Consider the following 17,442-nt stretch of genomic DNA (forward strand, 5'->3'; position numbering starts at 1 on the left):
ATCCATCCCAATGCGGATAATCTGGCTCACGGACGGCTCCTGTGAATGAGTTTCTGACAACCTCATTCTGGCACATTGATGCCGTAGGGGGCCGTCCACCCCATCAACCACAGGGCGCGGTTTGGCGAAGACTTCCAGTGAACGGGTCTTCCCGTGGTACGCACGCCTGCATTTTGCTGATAGATCACGCGGTATGGGTCCCGGCGTTCGCCGGGACGACATGGTGTTGTGTTGCGCCGCTGCGCCTCACGTCGGCATCGCCCCCACATATGACGAGCTCGGCCGGATCAGGCGCCCCGTCCGCTGCTGCTCGCGTGCATGCGCGGTCCAGCCCGCTGCGCGCGCCACCGCGAAGATCGGCGTGAAGGCCTGGCGCGGGATCGCGAGCGCATCGAGCAGGATCGCGGTGAAGAACTCGACATTCGTCTCCAGCGGGCGGTCCGGATTCTTCTCGCGCAGGGCGCTGCGGATATAGGCCTCGACCTCGCCGGCAAACGGCAGGTCGGCGCCGTTGGAGGCGAGCGCCTCGATTGCGGTCTTCAGCACGTCGGCGCGCGGATCGCGCACGCGATAGACCCGGTGGCCAAAGCCCATCATCCGCTCGCCGCGCGCCAGCGCCGCATCCACCCAGGGCTGGATGCGCTCGCGCGAGCCGATCGCATCGAGCATTTCCAGCACCGGCTCGGGCGCGCCGCCATGCAGCGGACCCGTGAGCGCGCAATAGCCCGCGGTCACGGCGGCAAACAGATCGGCTTGCGTCGACGCCACCACTCGCGTGGCAAAGGTCGAGGCGTTCATGCCGTGATCGCAGACAGTGACGAGATAGGCATCGAGCGCGGTGGTCTCGCGCGATGCCGGCGTGCGCCCATGCAGCATGCGAAGCGTATCGGCGGCATGGCTCACGTTCGGATCGGGCGCGACCGGGTCGAGCCCCTTTGCTCGCCGGACCAGCGCGCCCGCGATCACCGGAAACGCGCCAACGATCGTCGCTTCATGCTCCAGGCCGTTCTCGGCGCGAAGTCCTGCGACCGCCGCGCGGAACCCGTCGACGATGCCCATGCCCCGGGTTGCCGGCAAAAGGTCCGGCAGCCGGGCGAAGGCGCGCTCGCGCGCGGCCCCTAGGCTCGCCCTCACGTTGGCCTCGCTCAGCGTGGTCCTGCTGGCGCCGTTCCAGAGCCGGGCGGTGACGCCCTCAAAGCTCGATTTGGCGGCCAGTCGGCCGACATGCTCGCCGGCGATGATCAACTCGCCGCGCTCGCCGTCGACGTGACTCAGCACGGTCTCGGCCGCGGGAACGCCGTCCAGCCCGATCTGGCTTTTGGTGAGGTGGATGTTCATGGCCCAAATCTCCTGTTCACGGACGGAAAGGTCGGGCCTCTCGACAGATTGATCAATCTTGATTACATAAATCAATATGAAAAATTCCACGGAGCTCTACCTCTCCGCCCGGGAGGCCGCCGCCGAGCTCGCGATCTCGCCGGCCACCCTCTACGCCTATGTCAGCCGCGGCCTGATCCGCTCCGAGCCGACGCCGGATTCGCGCAAGAACCGCTACCGCGCCGAGGACGTTCGCGCCCTGAAGGAGCGCCGCGTGCCGTCGCCGGAGCCGCGCGGCCTGCGCAGCTTCGATGCCGACCTGCCGGTGATGGACACGGAAATCTCGACCATCACCGAGGACGGCGCGATCTACCGCGGCGTCAACTGCGTCGATCTCGCCGAGAACGACGCGCTGGAGCACACCGCGACGCTGCTCTGGGACGTCTCCGGCGTCGATCCGTTCGCGCCGGACAATCAGCCCGAGATATCGGAGGAGATGCGCACGATCGCAGAGGCCGCGCGCCGGGCGGCGCCGATCGACCGCGCGATCGCGGTGCTGGCGCTTGCCGCGAGCGCCGATCCCCGCGCCTTCACCCGCGCGCCCGACGGCCGTGCGATGGTCGGCGCGCGCATTGTCCGTCTGCTGGTCGCGACCATGCTCAATGCCGAGCCGTCGTCCGAGCCGCTGCATCAGGAGATCGCGAAGGCCTGGGCGCCCGACAGCAAGCATGCGCCCGACCTGATCCGTCGCGCCCTCGTTCTGCTCGCCGATCATGAATTGAACGCCTCGACCTTCACCGCGCGCTGTGCGGCGTCGACCGGCCTCAATCTTTACGACTCCGTCATCGCCGGTCTCGCCGCGCTGAAAGGGCCGAAGCATGGCGGCGCCGGCGTGCTGGCCTCGCAGCTCGTCAAGACGCTGGTCGATCGCGATGTCGCTCCCATGGTGCGCGAGCGCGTTGCGCTCGGCGAGCGCTTTGCCGGCTTCGGTCACGGCGTCTACAAGCACGGCGATCCCCGCGCGCAATCGCTGCTGAACGCGTTGTCGCGCGCCGGCGCGCCGCGAAAATTCACTCGCGAAGTGCCGGAGCGGATTGCGGAGGCGACCGGCGAGCTCGTCAACATCGACTATGCGCTCGCGGTGCTCGTGCACGCGCTGCGCCTGCCGGCCGGCAGCGAGCTCGCGCTGTTCGCGATGGCCCGCAGCGTCGGCTGGATCGCCCATGCCAGCGAGCAATTGCAGTTCGGCAAGCTGATCCGCCCGCGGGCGCGCTATGTAGGGCCGGCGCCGGGGCGGCGGGCGGTGATCGCGGGAAAGACGTAGCATGTACTCGTAGAGGCGATGTCAGCCTTCGACGGCAAACCGGCAATTGTCTGATTGGTCAGGGCAGTTCCGGTGTTTTGTCCACGCCTCGGCTCCCCTTCAACGCATCACGTCCTTTGCAGTGACGAATGTATTGACGACAAAGCCTTTCACCTCATTATGAGCAAGAATGTTCTTCCTGGCCCGCGGAAGGGGTATGCCGAATGGCCCCCGGCGGAAGTGACGACTTCGATCATCGTTCTGCGTCTGCGACGGCAAATAGCGGAGGCAACGGCCTTAATGCGCCAGTAGAGCTGACCTTTTCATTTGGCCCGTTCCGCCTTTCCCCGCGGAGACAACTGCTGCTTAAAGGTGACACTCCGGTCCCGCTTGGAAGTCGTGCCTTTGAGATTTTGCTTGCCTTGGTCGAGCACGCCGGCGAGGTGGTCGACAAGAATTCGCTGATGACCCGGGTCTGGCCGGATGTCACGGTCGAAGAATCAAACCTGCGAGCTCAAATCACTGCTTTGCGGCGCGTACTCGCTGAGGCTGGGACTGGCGCGAACTATGTCGTCACATTGCCAGGCCGAGGGTATCGCTTTGTTGCGGCAGTTGCACGATCCACCAGCACCGCGGCTCAGCCTCAATTAAACATTTACAGGGGAAGTAATCTTCTAGATCGCGCCACCCGACTGATCGGCCGCGCCGATATCGTAGCAATGGTGAGTAACCGCTTGCAGCGAGGCCGCTTCGCGGATCAGCCGGAATCGGAAAAACCTCGGTTGCGCTCGCGGTGGCCGATAATCTTCTTGCGTCTTACCAAGACGGTGCACGATTTGTCGACCTTGCTCCTCTTAAGGATCCTCGGCTTGTGCCCAGCGCACTAGCATCAGTGCTTGGCGTTGCCGTTCGTTCAGAGAATCCATATCCCGCGCTGATCTCCTTTTTGAAGGAGAAGCAGATTCTGATCCTGCTCGACAATTGCGAGCATGTATTATTGGCAGCCGCGCGACGAGTCGAGAGCCCCTGCGTGCCGAAGACGAGCGCGTGCAGCGTCTCCCGCCGTTGGAAACCGCTCCCGCTTCAGCGGCGCTGACAGCCGCCGAAGCGCTTACCTACCCGGCAATTCAACTCTTTGTCGAGCGGGCGGCAGCCAGTGCCGGCGGATACGAACTCAAGGAAGAAGATGTTCCGGTTATCGCGCAAATCTGCCGTCGGCTCGACGGTATTGCATTGGCGATTGAGCTTGCAGCAGGCCGCCTCGACGCCTTTGGAGTTCGCGGGGTGGCAAGTCGGCTGGACGATCGATTTCACCTCTTGACGCACGGCCGGCGGACAGCTCTGCCTCGGCATCAAACTCTCGCTGCAGCGTTCGACTGGAGTTACAACTTGCTCTCCGAAACCGCGCGCAGCGTCATGCGCAGGTTGGGGGTATTCGCCGGACGCTTTACGATGGACTCAGCCATAGCCGTGACTGGAGATGGCGAAATCGCGGCATCCGAGGTGGACGAAACCGTCGCCGATCTTGTCGAGAAGTCGCTTGTCGTGGCGGATGTCGGAGGCGAGACTGTATATTATCGGCTAACTGACACTGCTCGCGCATACGCGCTGAAAAGGCTGACCGAAGCTGGCGAAGCGCTGGCCCTGGCGAGGCGACATGCGCTGCACCAGCTTGATCAGTTTGAACGTGCTCATTCTGACTGGGGGACAACGTCCACAACCGAGTGGCTGTCCATATACACCCCCAAGATCGATGATCTCCGCAGCGCGCTTGACTGGGCATTTGCGCCGAGCGGCGACGTTGCGGTCGGGATAGCTCTCACCGTCGCCGCGGTGTCCCTTTGGTTCGAGATGTCGCTGATGGAGGAATGTCGCGCATGCGCAGAACGTGCGCTAACCGAACTGGAGGAAAGAGCTATCAACGATGACCGGCGCCGCATGCTCCTTTCTGCCGCTGTCGCGTGGTCGCAGATGTATACCGGGGGATCGGGCCGCGATACGGGGGTGGTATGGGCAACCACTGCCGAGATCGCGGCAGCGATAGGTGACACAGACTACCGGTTGCGAGCGCTATGGGGAACCTGGGCGACACACATCAATCGGGAGAATTTGGCGCAGCGCTGTCAATCGCCAAGCTATTTTCCGACGTTGCCGGGAAGGAAGCAGATAAGAACGATCGATTGATCGGCGACCGATTGACCGGGACCGCGCTGCATTTCCTTGGCGACCAACGAGGTGCGAGGTTGCACCTTGAGCGAATGCTCGCGAGCTATGTCGCTCCGGTTCAGCGGTCGCATGCGGCCAGGTTTCAGTTCCATCAGCGAGTATCTGCTCGTATGACGCTTGCGCGCGTTCTATGGCTGCAGGGATTCCCGGATCAAGCGCTGAGCTGTGCCAAAGCCAATATCGACGACGCTGTGGCAATCGATCACGCGCTGTCGCTGTGCAACGCGCTCGCTAACGCGGCGTGTCCAGTGGCGCTGCTGGTGGGCGACTTGGCGGCTGCGGAGCATTACACCAAGCTGCTGCTCCTTCGTACGGAGAGGGACGCATTCGATATCTGGCGTGCCTTCGGGAACTGCTTTGAAGGCGACCTGCACGTCAGACGGGGCAGCCTCGCGGCCGGACTGCAGCAGTCTAAATCCGGCATCGACGTCCTGCGCCGAGCCAGATTCAGCCAATATCTCACGTCGTTCCTGGGCAGACTTGCCGAGGGTCAGGCCGCCGCAGGAGATGCAATGCAGGCGGCTGCGACTATCGATGAAGCGATCAGACGAAACGAGGATAGTGAAGAACGCTGGTGCACTCCGGAGTTATTGCGGATCAAAGGTGCGGTCGTCTTGCAGACGGAGACCGACGGTGCGGCGGCCCTGGCCGCGGAAGATTTTCTGGAGTCAATTCGTCTGGCCCGAAGCCAGGAGGCCGTCGCGTGGGAATTGCGCACCGCGACGAGCCTGGGACGATTGTGGTTCGATCAAGGGAGGATCGGCCAGGCGTACGAGCTTATTTCGGCGGTCTATAGTCGCTTCCGCGAAGGCTACAAAACCGATGATCTTAGGGCCGCGAACAGTCTGCTAAGTGAACTCTCGAGACATCGCTAGGCTGGACGCGGTTCCGAGCAAGCCCTCTCTGCGCTTCTACTAAAGTTCAAGTACGAAAGTTCAACGGCGCTTGCAGGACGGTTTCACGCCGCCCATCGGGATTTTGCAAAATTTCACGACGATTGGTTGGAGCTTGATTGGTGCCTCGCTCATGATGGAGCGCGCAGATTCGTAGGCCAAATCCTATGAAGGCATCATCAGTCCTCGCAGACGCGCCATTGCTTGAGCCGACAACACAGCAGTTTGTCGATGCGATAGCCGCTGGACCGATTATGCCCGAGTTGTCTCCCAATGACGCGCGGAAATTTCTGGCGGACACTCAATCGGGAGATATCGGCAAGCCAGCCGCACGTTTGGAGGACAGGGTGATCACTGTCGGCCCTACTGGGTCGGTATCACTCCGCATCGTTCGGCCCGAGGGAGCGAGTGAAGCATTACCTGTAGTGGTCTATGTTCACGGCGGTGGCTGGATCTTCGGCGACAAGGACACGCATGACCGCGTGATCCGTGAAATCGCAGTCGGTGCACATGTTGCATTGTTTTTCGTGGAATATGATCGCTCGCCGGAGGCTCAGTATCCCATAGCGATCGAACAGATCTATGCTGTCACCAAATACCTGGCCGAACATGGCGAACATCTGGGAGTTGATGCCACGCGCCTCGCTATCGTTGGCGACTGCATGGGCGGCAACATGGCCGCCGCCGTAACGCTTCTGGCCAAGCAGCGGCGCGGCCCCAAGATCGACGCGCAGGTGCTGTTCTATCCGGCCCTCGCGTCAGCGTTCGACGCCGGGTCCTACGCCTCGTTCGCAAATGGACCGTGGCTGACCCGGCAAGCCATGGAATCGTTCTGGAACGCCTATCTTCCGGACATCGCGATGCGCCGGCAGATCACAGTGGCGCCACTCAATGCATCGATTGATGAGCTGACAGGCCTTCCAGACACGCTGATCATCGTCGCTGAGAACGATGTGCTGCGCGATGAGGGCGAGCGCTACGCGCGCAAACTGGCTCTCGCCGGGGTACGTGTCACGTCTACGAGATACAATGGCACGATTCACGATTTCGTCATGCTTAACGCACTGGCTGATACTCCAGCGACACGGAGTGCCATTGCGCAGACCAACGCCTTTCTCCGGTCCATTCTCGAATGAAAGAGCTAGCCGCGCACGCACCAATCAGATCGTAAGCCCATGGAAGAGGTCAGCAGTTATGGTTGAGGAGATCGTCATGCGAACGGATCAACCCTTTCTGCCCGAGGGAAGCGCGAGCGACCCGAAGAGCCAGGTATCGTTGCAGACATCGGCTGAATTCGAGTGCACCTATAACGTGCAAATCCACAAGCTTGTCGACGCCATAGCCGCTGCGGCAATTAATGCGCAGGCTGGGCTAAACTGGCTGCGCGCTGAACCGCCGGATCTGGAACGAGTCCGGCAGGCGCTCAATAATATCGCTAATGATGGTCAGCGAGCAGCCGAAAACGTGGCTCGACTTCGGGCGCTCACAAAGAAGATGCGCGCACCGGTGGGCTCAGGTTTCTCGTCATCTGGCAGCTAGGCCATGGCGATCTCGGCGTCGAGCTGATGCCTGTCAGCCTCCCTGATCCCGGCGAGATCGAATGCGCGGTAGGTGCTTTCGCAATTAGGTCGGACCGCGATCTGGCCCAACTCGGACCTCTCAAGGGTCCCTCATTGCGCCGCTTGGGGCTGTACAGCAGACATCCAAGTCAGAGGGATTACAGCCCTAAGCGGGCGGCCTGGCCGGCGCGATCCCGCTGCCGTAGCGGCGGCGGATGGTCCAGAACGTCAGCCCCAGCACGATCGCGACCCCGACAACGCTGAGGATCCATATGTGCTTGCCGACATGCTCATGATGCGGCAGTCCGGCATATTTGTGCAGCGCCGACACGGCCAAAACACCTGGCAGCACATGCGCCGGTGCCCAGGCCAGGATCGCGGGAATGTTGACCGCATAGAAGCGCGCAGGCGGCATGCCCAGCGCGCCGGCCGTGACCGGGACGAAGGCGCGAATCGGCGGCACGAAGCGGCCGAAAAACACGGCCCAGGTGCCGAATCGGCGGAAGAAGTTTTCGCTCTCCGCGACCAGGCGCGGGTAATTGATCAGCGGCCAGCTGTTGAGGATCTCACGCTGCCTTCGGTGCCCGATCCAAAAGGCCGAGCCGTCCCCCAGCACCGCACCGAGCGCGGCCGCGAGCAGCACGAAGGGCAGTTTGAGCTCGCCGCCCGGAACCAGGGCGCTCAGCGCCAGGATGATGGTGGAGCCGGGGACCACCGAGCCCAAAACCGGAACGGCCTCGAGAAGGGCGGCCAGGAATAGGGTCAGATAGGCCAGCCACGCATGGGCCGAAACGAACGAGATGAGGGGATCGAGGAAGGACGTCACGTCGCCTCTGTGGCGCTGGGGCTTTCGGGTTCAGACCCTACACAGGTAAGGAGTGGCGGCAAAAGTGCCATGCGCGCAGGCAGGGCCGTTACCCCCGCCCGAAATTCGAGCGCAATTCGCAAGGCAGCCCTCCAAAAACTGCGTTCCTTACCTATCTAAATGAAAAGACAACGGAACTTTGATTTGCGCGCGGGCTTCTGCCGGCTCGTTGTCTCTGATAGGTTGATTTTCAGCACCCAGCCGCAGCCAACGTGCGAATAACCGGTTTCGGGACCGCCCGGGACCTCGGAGGATTGATGACGACCGCCGCCATGTCCAAAGTTGAGGAAGTTTCCGGTATGCCCGACATGAAGGTGTCGGTGCGCCAGGTGTTCGGGATCGACAGCGATCTCGAAGTGCCGGCCTATTCCGAAGTCGATCCTCATGTGCCCGAAGTCGATTCCGACTATCGCTTCGATCGCGCCACCACGCTCGCCATTCTCGCCGGCTTCGCCCGCAATCGCCGCGTGATGGTGACCGGCTATCACGGCACCGGCAAATCCACACATATCGAGCAGGTCGCCGCGCGACTGAACTGGCCCTGCGTGCGCGTTAACCTCGACAGCCACATCAGCCGTATCGACCTCGTCGGCAAGGACTCGATCGTGGTCCGCGACGGCAAGCAGGTCACTGAATTCCGTGACGGCATCCTGCCCTGGGCGCTCCAGAACAACGTTGCGCTGGTGTTCGACGAATACGACGCCGGCCGCCCCGACGTGATGTTCGTGATCCAGCGCGTGCTGGAGGTCTCCGGCCGTCTGACGCTGCTCGACCAGAACAAGGTGATCAAGCCGCATCCGGCGTTCCGCCTGTTCGCCACCGCCAACACGGTCGGCCTCGGCGACACTTCGGGCCTCTATCACGGCACCCAGCAGATCAACCAGGGCCAGATGGACCGCTGGTCGATCGTCACCACGCTCAACTACCTCAGCCATGACGAGGAAGTGGAGATCGTGCTGGCCAAGGCCAAGCACTATCGCACCCAGGAAGGCCGCGACATCGTCAACAAGATGGTTCGCCTCGCCGATCTCACCCGCAACGCGTTCGCCAACGGCGACCTGTCGACGGTGATGAGCCCGCGTACGGTGATCACCTGGGCGGAAAACGCCGACATCTTCGGCGATATCGGCTTCGCCTTCCGCGTCACCTTCCTCAACAAGTGCGACGAGCTCGAGCGTCCCCTGGTCGCCGAGTTCTATCAGCGCTGCTTCAACGCGGAGCTGCCGGAATCGGCGGTCAACGTGGCACTCAGCTAAGGTTTGAGATGTCGTCCCGGACAAGCGAACTCTGCGCAGATCCGGGACCCCCTGCGCGAGCGCTTGCGCTCGTCGCGATCGACCACAGAACGTGGTTGTTGCGAAGATTGGGCCGTCAGTGTGCTCACTAACTGCTCCCTGTGGCTATGGGTCCCCGCTTTCGCGGGGACGACGGTGAGACCGAGATGAGCACATCATCATCCAACTCCAAATTCCGTACCAACAAGGAAGCTCCGACCGAGCCGTTCAAGCGCTCGGTGGCCTCGTGCCTGAAGGCGATCGCCAAGACGCCGGAGCTCGACGTCAGCTTCGCCGCCGAGCGGCCGGGCCTTGCGCCCGGCAAGGCGCGGCTGCCCGAGCCGGCGCGCAAGATGACCAAGCGTGACGCCGCGATCGTGCGCGGCCACGCCGATTCCATCGCGCTCAAGCTCGCCTGTCACGATCCGAAAGTGCATCGCAAGCTGATGCCCGGCAATCCGCAGGCGCGCGGCGTGTTCGAGGCGGTCGAGCAGGCGAGAGTCGAGGCCATCGGCGCACGCCGCATGGCGGGCGTTGCCAAGAATCTCACCGCGATGCTCGACGACCATTTCCATCGCGGCAAGTTCGACGAGATCACCGACCGTGCGGATGCGCCGCTCGCCGACGCGCTGGCGATGCTGGTGCGCGAGCGTCTCACCGGCTTGGCCCCGCCGGCGGCTGCGAAGAAGATGGTCGATCTCTGGCGGCCGATTCTCGAAGACAAGATCGGCAAGCGGCTCGACCGGCTGGATGGCGTGGTCGAGGACCAGACCAGGTTCGGCGACGCCGTCCATGATCTCTTGACGGCGCTCGAGCTCGGCGACGAACGCAATGCCGACACCGAGGATAGCGACGACGACGAGGAAAATCGCGACGGCGACAACGACCAGTCCGGCGCCGAGGGCTCGCCCGATTCCGATGCCGCCCAGGAGATGAGCGCCGACCAGGCGCAGGCGACCGGCGAGGAGATGAGCGAGAGCGCGATGGAAAGCGCGCAGGCCTCGACCTCCGACACGTTCGACGACGGCGAGCTTGGCGACGACGAGACGCCGGGCGAGGCGACGCGTCCGAATGCGCGCGGGGCCAACGAGCCGCGCGGGCCGGAATATCACGCCTTCGCGCCGAAATTCGACGAGGTGATCTCGGCGGAAGACCTCTGCGACCATGACGAGCTGGAGCGCCTGCGCGCCTATCTCGACAAGCAGCTCGCGCATCTGCAGGGCATCGTCGCCCGTCTTGCCAACCGGCTGCAGCGCCGGCTGATGGCGCAGCAGAACCGCGCCTGGGAGTTCGATCTCGAAGAGGGCATTCTCGATCCCGCGCGCCTGTCGCGTGTGGTGACCGATCCCTATCATCCGCTGTCCTTCATGCACGAGAAGGAGGCGACGTTCCGCGACACCGTGGTGACGCTGCTGCTCGACAATTCCGGCTCGATGCGCGGACGCCCCATCACGGTGGCGGCGACCTGCGCCGACATCCTTGCGCGCACGCTGGAGCGTTGCGGCGTCAAGGTCGAGATTTTGGGCTTCACCACGCGCGCCTGGAAGGGCGGGCAATCGCGCGAAGCCTGGCTTGCCGCCGGCAAGCCGGCCAATCCCGGCCGCCTCAACGATCTCAGGCACATCATCTACAAGTCCGCCGACGCCCCCTGGCGCCGTGCGCGCAAGAATCTCGGCCTGATGATGCGCGAGGGCCTGCTCAAGGAGAACATCGACGGCGAGGCGCTGGACTGGGCGCACAAGCGCCTGCTCGGCCGGCCCGAGCAGCGCAAGATCCTGATGATGATCTCGGACGGCGCGCCGGTCGACGATTCCACGCTGTCGGTCAATCCCGGCAACTATCTCGAACGGCACCTGCGCCACATCATCGAGGAGATCGAGACCCGCTCGCCGGTCGAGCTGATCGCGATCGGCATCGGTCATGACGTGACGCGCTACTATCGCCGCGCGGTGACGATCGTGGATGCCGAAGAGCTCGGCGGCGCCATCACCGAAAAGCTCGCCGAGCTGTTCAGCGAGACCCACACCGCGCCGGTGCAGCCGGCGGGGCGCCCGCGCCGCAAACTGCATTCGTGAGCACGCATCAATCCCGCCGCAGCTTCCTCGGCCACGCGGCGGCGGGATTTTCCACTCTCGCATTCTCTCGACTGGCGCAGGCGCAGCCTGCGACCGAGCCGCCGCCGAAACCGGCGCAGATCGAGCACGCCGTCGCCGCGCCGGTCAGCATCGAAGTCAATGCGCGGCCGATTCCCAATTTCGAGCCGCGCGATCGCTCGCGCACGCGCTTCGGCTCGCTGGAGTATCGCAGCGGTCTCGTGCTGACCTCGCCGCATCGCGTCTTCGGCGGGCTGTCCGGATTCCGCTTCCTCGATGCCAAGGGCGAGCGCTTCCTCGCGCTCTCCGACCAGGGCGCCTGGTTCACCGGCGCGATCCGCTATTCCGGCCGTAGCATGGTGGGGCTCTATGACGTCGAGGCGGCGCCGTTGCTCAATGCCGAGGGCCGGCCGATCACGGAGAAGCGCCTCTGGTACGACACCGAGTCGCTCGCGCGCGATGGCTCCCTCGTCTATGTCGGGCTGGAGCGGGTCAACCAGATCATGCGCTTCGATTTCGCTAAAGGAGCGACACGCGCCCGCGGCGAGGTGCTCCCCGTCCCGCCGGCGGTGCGCAAGCTACCCTACAACAAGGGGCTCGAAGCGCTCGTCTTCGTGCCAAAGGGCCGGCCGCTCGCCGGCACCCTGATCGCATTCTCCGAGCGCGGGCTGGACGCCGAAGGCAACCTGGTCGCGTTCCTGATCGGCGGTCCGTCGCCAGGTCAGTTCAGCGTGCGCCGCACCGACAAATTCGACATCAGCGACGCGGTGCTGCTGCCTTCCGGCGAGCTTCTGATCCTCGAACGCAAGTTCTCCTGGTTCACCGGCGTCAACATCCGCATCCGCTCGATCCCCTTGAAGTCGATCGCGCCGAACGCGCTGGTCGACGGCCCCGAGCTCTTCAGCGCCGATCTCGGCCACGAGATCGACAACATGGAGGGCATCGACTCCCACGTCACGCCCGAGGGCGAGACCGTGCTGACGCTCGTCTCGGACGATAATTTCTCGCTGCTCCAGCGCACGCTGCTGCTGCAGTTCACGCTGGTGGAGTAGGCACCGTCGTCTCGGCACTCTCCGCCGTCGTCCCGGGGCGCGCAACGCGCGAGCCCGGGACCCCAGCGCGAGCGCTTGCGCTCGTCGCGATAACCACAGGGAGGGGTTTGGCGGAGGCTCGTGGTCGCCGATCATCGCGAGAATTCAATCCTGGGGTATGGATCCCGGGCTCGCGCTTCGCGCGCCCCGGGATGCCGGCGGAGTTTGCCGAGCCACCTTTCAACCCTTCGGCGCAATGCATGGCGCCACGGGCGGGCATTCCCCCCGCGCGGCTGGCAATCCGCGATTGGCTCACTACACTTCCTTCGTTGCCCCTCTCATCCCCTGGATCCCCCGCATGAGCGCCCTGTTTTCCCCGATCAAGCTGCGCGGCCTGACATTGAAGAACCGTGTCGTGGTGTCGCCGATGTGCCAGTATTCGGCCGACGACGGCGTCGCCACCGACTGGCACTTCACCCACATCAACAATCTCGCGCTGTCGGGGGGCGTCGATGTTCTGCATCGAGGCGACCCATGTGGAAGCGATCGGCCGCATCACGCCGGGCTGCCTCGGGCTCTACAGCGACGCCTGCGAGGCTGCGCTGAAGCAGATCCTCACCTCCGTGCGCAAGCATTCCTCCACGGCCGTTGCGATGCAGCTCGCGCATGCCGGCCGCAAAGCCTCGAGCGCGCGGCCCTGGGACGGCGGCCAGCTCATTCCGGTGAGCGAGGGCGGCTGGCAGACGGTGGCGCCATCGGCGCTGCCGCACAAGGAGGGCGAAGCCGCGCCGCTCGCGCTCGATGCCGCGGGCCTGAAGCGCATCCGCGATGCTTTCGTCGACTGCGCGAAACGCGCCGTCCGGCTCGGCATCGACGCGATCGAGCTGCACGGTGCGCACGGCTATCTCCTGCATCAGTTCCTGTCGCCGATCTCTAACAGGCGCACCGATGAATATGGCGGGTCCTTGCAGAACCGCATGCGCTTCCCGCTCGAGGTCTACGATGCGGTGCGCGCGGTGTTTCCGCACGACAAGCCGGTCGGCATGCGGGTGTCGTCGACCGACTGGGTCGAGGGCGGCTGGGATCTGGCGCAAACCATTGAATTCGCGAACGCGCTGAAGGCGCGCGGCATCGACTGGATCGATGCCTCCTCCGGCGGCGTCTCGCCGCTGCAGAAGATTGCGCTCGGCCCCGGCTACCAGGTGCAGTTTGCGGAAGCCATCAAGCGCGAGACCGGCCTGCCCACCATTGCCGTCGGCCTGATCACTGAGGCGAAGCAGGCCGAAGAGATCGTCGCATCCGGCAAGGCCGACATGGTCGCGATTGCCCGCGGCATGCTCTACGACCCGCGCTGGGGCTGGCACGCTGCCGCGGAAGTCGGCGGCGAGGTCGAGGCGCCGCCGCAATACTGGCGCTCGCAGCCGTCGACGCAGAAGGCGCTGTTCGGCAAGACCACGTTCGGGGCGCGGTAGGGAACGAGTGAGTTGCGACGACGGCGCTACAACCGCAACTGTCGTCCCTGCCTAGTGCGCAATTGCGCACGGGCGCAGGGACCCATACCGCGTGATCTATCGATGATGGGCGGTGTGAGTTGTCATCACACAACCTAAACTTCAAGTCTTCGCCAAATCACTCCCTGTGGTTATGGGTCCCTGCGCCCCGTGCGCAATTGCGCACTAGGCAGGGACGACAGCGGAGTATGCCGCGCCTCCCTCACCATCCCGCGACCTCACGCTTCCGTAAAACCCCTCACCTTCCGCCCCCCGCAAATCTGGCTTAACCTTCGTGCACTCGAGGCACCACGGAGGCCGGCCATGCGGTTTCGTGTTCGCAAGACTGCCCACGTGTTCGAGCGCGTCGGTCTCGCGATGGCGGGGGCGGCGTGCGGGCTGTTCGTCGGCGCCTATGTCGGCACGGCGATCTCGCACCTGACCACGCAGGGCTTCCTGCTGTTGATGATGCTGCTCGGCTTCGTCGGCTTCTATCTCGGCATCGACACGCCGCAGCTTCCCTTCGACGAGGAGCACAGCCACATCGACGCCGCGGAATTCTTGAGCTGCGTCGGCACGCTCTTCGCCACGCTCACCGCGCTCGCCTCCGTCGCAATCATCGTGCTGCGGCTCGAGCCGCACATCGCCTGGAGCTGGCTCGCTCTGTTCGGCTGGGTCGCCGGCGTCGCCATGCAGATCGTTGCGGGAGCGAAGGCCAGGATGCGGACGTAGGGGCGGGGCGCTCACCCCGGGGAGGGTAAGGGAATCGCATATGAGAAAAAGCATGTCGAAAGTGGTAGCGGGTTGCTGCTGAAGTGCTCCTCACACTCCCTCCGCCTCCCCACGCGGCGGCACCGGCATCGGCACTTTGACAAAATCCTTCGGCAGATTCACCGGCTGATACTCGGGCTCCACCGCCATCCGCTTCACCACGCTCTCATGCACATGGGCGCCTTCGGGGATGACGCGCGGTTCGCAATCGGGGATGTAGAAGCCCAGAAACACCTTCCGCTCCGGCCATTCCTTGTACTTCGCGCTCTTCGGCAAATATTCCAGCACGCGCCAGGCCGGCGTCATCGAATTGTGCAGCTCGCCGGTCTCCTTCGTGTAGCCCGGTTCGACGTATTTGAATGGGCTGTTCTTGCGCTGAATGCCCCAGGCGAGATGGTTCACGGTGCGCGTGTTGAAGTTCAGCCCGGCCTTCGCCGCCTCGTCGATCATCCAGATCAGCGGATATTTGGACTCGCCGCTCTCGGTCTCCTTGTAGCCGCCGCCGACGTCGCAATGCACGCCGGCGAACCACACCTGCTTGATGTCCTGCGCCTGCTTCTTGTGATCGGGCACGAAGCGGTTGCTCCAATATTCCTGCGGATCCTCCCATTCCTTGAGGCGGAACATGCAGCGCCGCTCGTCGATCGCGATCGCCTGGCGGAAGATGTGCACGCTCGGATTACGCAGCGTGAAGGCCAGCTCCTCCAGGCTCGGCCAATAGAAGCGGTCAGGCCGCGGCACGATCACGCTCGCCACCGTGTCCCAGACGCCGATGAAGTGGATCGTCGGCCAGCGCGAGGAGGTGATGCGCGCGAACTGCGCGGCGAGGTCGAACTTGTCCTGCGGCAGCGGCCCCTCGTCGTCACTGCCGGCGTCGGTGAGATCGCCGATGTCGTTGCCGCGCCCGGTGCCGGAATATTGCTTGTAGGCGATGAGGCCGCTTCCGGCGAGGTTCGTCTGCTCCGGCGAGATCAGCCCGACCTTGTGGATCAGCCCCGCCAGCACCCGCACGGTATAGGCGCCGCGGGAGAAGCCGAACAGATAGATCTTGTCGCCCGGCGCGTAATGCTCGACCAGGAAGCGATAGGCCGAGAGCACGTTGTCATCGAGCCCGTAGCCGGTGGCGAGCCCCAGCACCAGGTTGATGTTGGCCTTCCAGCGGTGCCACGTGGTCGGCTCCGTCACCGTGCCGACCCCGGGATCGTAGAACACCAACTGCCGCGGCTTGGTCTTGTCCGTCTTGCGCAGGCAGCGATAGAGCTTCAGGACGTTGGAGATGTTTTCCGAGATCTCGTTGCCGGTGCCGTCACAGCAGATGACGAGGTGTTTCGGCTCGGTTTTGGGGTCGGTCTTCTGCTCGGACTTGGGTCCGTCCTTGGGTTCGTCCCTGGATTCGATCTCGTGCTCCACAGGTCAGCCCTCCCGGCGATGCTACCGGGGCGAGTATAGCGGGACTTGTTGAAATTAACCATTTGTTAACCATGCCGTCGCCTAATGTGCACGAATGGGAGATGACCATGTCGGCCCATGTGACGCGACCGAAGTTGTTGCCTGTTTCGGCCGATCCGGCCATCCGGTCGGTGGCGAGGCTGGCGGTTCGCGCCAAGGCCATCCTTCAGACCAAAACGGCTGTCCTGCAAACCAAAACGACTGTCCTGGGGAGCAAAGCAATGTTCGGAAAGGACGACTTAGTTGACAATCTCAGCCGCGACCTCGATCGCGTGCGCGTGAGACGCGATGCGCTTGCATCCGAAGCCACGACCCTGACGGCTCAGATCGCCGAAATCGAAGCCCGCCTTACCGAAGAGAGGAAGAGGCGGGAGCGTGATCGCGTCTTAAGCGAAATCGAAGCGATAAAAACGCGAATCAAACAAGCCGCCGGCGCGTTTACGCCTGTCGTCGATGGTCTCTCCAAGGCGATCGAGCAGGCCTCGGCCGTCGTGCCCGAGGCTCGCGAGCTCAATACTTTCCTGGTCTCGGTGGCGACCGAAGTCGACAGCGTGCTCGATCCGCTGTTGCGCGAGCTGGAGCAGCGCGCGGATGCGGTGCGAGCCGGCACCGCTGCACTGGACCTGCCGAGTTCGGTTACTGAAGCGCCCGTTGAGCCGCCAAAAGAGAGCAATGACAGCCTGCTTCGTTTTCCAGCATGGCTGACTCGCGACAAGGACGCGGAAAAAAAGGAAACAGCCGAGAACCAGCGCAGCACGGCAGCGTGAACGATCGGCGCTACTGCGCGCCGCGCAAGCTCGTCTGCAGATCTGACGTTCAGAATTCGAGAGCCGTTGTTTTGCTCCGTCATTCCGGGGCGCGCGAAGCGCGAGCCCGGAATCCATACTCCCGATGGTGGTTATGGATCCTCAGATGCGCAATTGCGCATCGTAGCTCGCGACTTCGTCGCGCCCCGGGATGACGAGCTGTTGTTGGGCTCGCTAGTCGCCAAGCAAGTAACGCTGGTTCTTGCGACCGCTCAGCGGGCCGTGGGCGCAGCAGCGGTCCATGTCCGGCATTTGCTCCGTCATTCCGGGGCGCGCCTCTTGGAGCGAGCCCGGAATCCATACTCCCGATGGTGGTTATGGATCCTCAGATGCGCAATTGCGCATCGTAGCTCGCGCTTCGCGCG

14 protein-coding genes and 1 pseudogene are annotated in these 17,442 nt (G+C 63.7%); 12 read left to right on the forward strand and 3 right to left on the reverse strand.

The genetic code is table 11. The features are described from left to right. Positions 1-246: 246 nt before the first annotated feature. A complete protein-coding gene (locus tag AC629_RS35880) occupies positions 247-1,338 on the reverse strand; it encodes a citrate synthase/methylcitrate synthase (RefSeq protein ID WP_084809486.1) in 1,092 nt (363 codons plus the stop codon). A gap of 76 nt (positions 1,339-1,414) precedes the next feature. Here AC629_RS35880 and AC629_RS35885 point away from each other — a divergent pair, with 76 nt between their 5' ends. The 6 genes from AC629_RS35885 (at position 1,415) to AC629_RS35915 (ending at position 7,278) form a co-directional block, all read left to right on the forward strand. After that, positions 1,415-2,641, forward strand: coding sequence for a citrate synthase family protein (locus tag AC629_RS35885; RefSeq protein ID WP_084809475.1), 1,227 nt, complete (start codon positions 1,415-1,417; stop codon positions 2,639-2,641). Positions 2,642-2,844: 203 nt separating this feature from the next. Then, positions 2,845-3,507, forward strand: coding sequence for a winged helix-turn-helix domain-containing protein (locus AC629_RS35890; protein ID WP_084809476.1), 663 nt, complete (start codon positions 2,845-2,847; stop codon positions 3,505-3,507). A gap of 160 nt (positions 3,508-3,667) precedes the next feature. Continuing rightward, a complete protein-coding gene (locus tag AC629_RS35900; protein WP_143199699.1) occupies positions 3,668-4,804 on the forward strand; it encodes an ATP-binding protein in 1,137 nt (378 codons plus the stop codon). Next, a complete protein-coding gene (locus tag AC629_RS35905; protein WP_084809479.1) occupies positions 4,801-5,721 on the forward strand; it encodes a hypothetical protein in 921 nt (306 codons plus the stop codon). The genes AC629_RS35900 and AC629_RS35905 overlap by 4 nt, the downstream gene beginning before the upstream one ends. Positions 5,722-5,906: 185 nt before the next feature. Then, positions 5,907-6,875 carry an alpha/beta hydrolase gene (locus tag AC629_RS35910; RefSeq protein WP_084809480.1) on the forward strand — a complete coding sequence of 323 codons (969 nt, stop codon included), beginning with the start codon at positions 5,907-5,909 and terminating at the stop codon, positions 6,873-6,875. Between the two features lie 58 nt (positions 6,876-6,933). Next, a complete protein-coding gene (locus AC629_RS35915) occupies positions 6,934-7,278 on the forward strand; it encodes a hypothetical protein (RefSeq protein ID WP_084809481.1) in 345 nt (114 codons plus the stop codon). Between the two features lie 186 nt (positions 7,279-7,464). Here the strand turns inward: AC629_RS35915 and AC629_RS35920 are convergent, their stop codons facing one another. Next, on the reverse strand, positions 7,465-8,124 hold the full coding sequence (locus AC629_RS35920; protein WP_084809482.1) for a DedA family protein: 660 nt from the start codon (positions 8,122-8,124) through the stop codon (positions 7,465-7,467). A gap of 338 nt (positions 8,125-8,462) precedes the next feature. Between AC629_RS35920 and cobS the strand changes: the two genes are divergently transcribed. The 5 genes and pseudogenes from cobS to AC629_RS35945 all read left to right on the forward strand — a co-directional run bounded on the left by cobS (position 8,463) and on the right by AC629_RS35945 (position 14,783). Further along, complete coding sequence (gene cobS, locus AC629_RS35925; RefSeq protein WP_502690909.1) at positions 8,463-9,419, forward strand: cobaltochelatase subunit CobS; 957 nt, start codon at positions 8,463-8,465, stop codon at positions 9,417-9,419. 185 nt (positions 9,420-9,604) lie between these two features. Continuing rightward, complete coding sequence (gene cobT, locus AC629_RS35930) at positions 9,605-11,512, forward strand: cobaltochelatase subunit CobT (protein ID WP_084809487.1); 1,908 nt, start codon at positions 9,605-9,607, stop codon at positions 11,510-11,512. Continuing rightward, positions 11,509-12,582, forward strand: a complete 1,074-nt coding sequence (locus tag AC629_RS35935; RefSeq protein WP_084809484.1) for an esterase-like activity of phytase family protein — start codon at positions 11,509-11,511, stop codon at positions 12,580-12,582. Before cobT ends, AC629_RS35935 begins: the two co-directional genes overlap by 4 nt. Before the next feature lie 337 nt (positions 12,583-12,919). Beyond that, positions 12,920-14,033, forward strand: a pseudogene (locus tag AC629_RS35940) (NADH:flavin oxidoreductase/NADH oxidase). A 342-nt stretch (positions 14,034-14,375) separates the two neighbouring features. After that, the gene (locus AC629_RS35945) at positions 14,376-14,783 is read left to right on the forward strand and encodes a hypothetical protein (protein ID WP_084809485.1); all 408 of its coding nucleotides are present in this window, start codon (positions 14,376-14,378) and stop codon (positions 14,781-14,783) included. A 90-nt stretch (positions 14,784-14,873) separates the two neighbouring features. Here AC629_RS35945 and AC629_RS35950 read toward each other — a convergent pair whose 3' ends face one another. Next, positions 14,874-16,139, reverse strand: a complete 1,266-nt coding sequence (locus tag AC629_RS35950) for a T6SS phospholipase effector Tle1-like catalytic domain-containing protein (protein WP_245332102.1) — start codon at positions 16,137-16,139, stop codon at positions 14,874-14,876. Positions 16,140-16,339: 200 nt separating this feature from the next. Between AC629_RS35950 and AC629_RS35955 the strand changes: the two genes are divergently transcribed. Next, positions 16,340-17,038 (forward strand): hypothetical protein, encoded by a 699-nt coding sequence (locus AC629_RS35955; RefSeq protein ID WP_084809489.1) that lies wholly within the window; start codon positions 16,340-16,342, stop codon positions 17,036-17,038. Positions 17,039-17,442: the final 404 nt, after the last annotated feature.

The sequence above is a fragment of the Bradyrhizobium sp. NAS80.1 genome (assembly GCF_001908205.1).
In the GTDB taxonomy this organism is placed as follows: Bacteria; Pseudomonadota; Alphaproteobacteria; order Rhizobiales; family Xanthobacteraceae; genus Bradyrhizobium.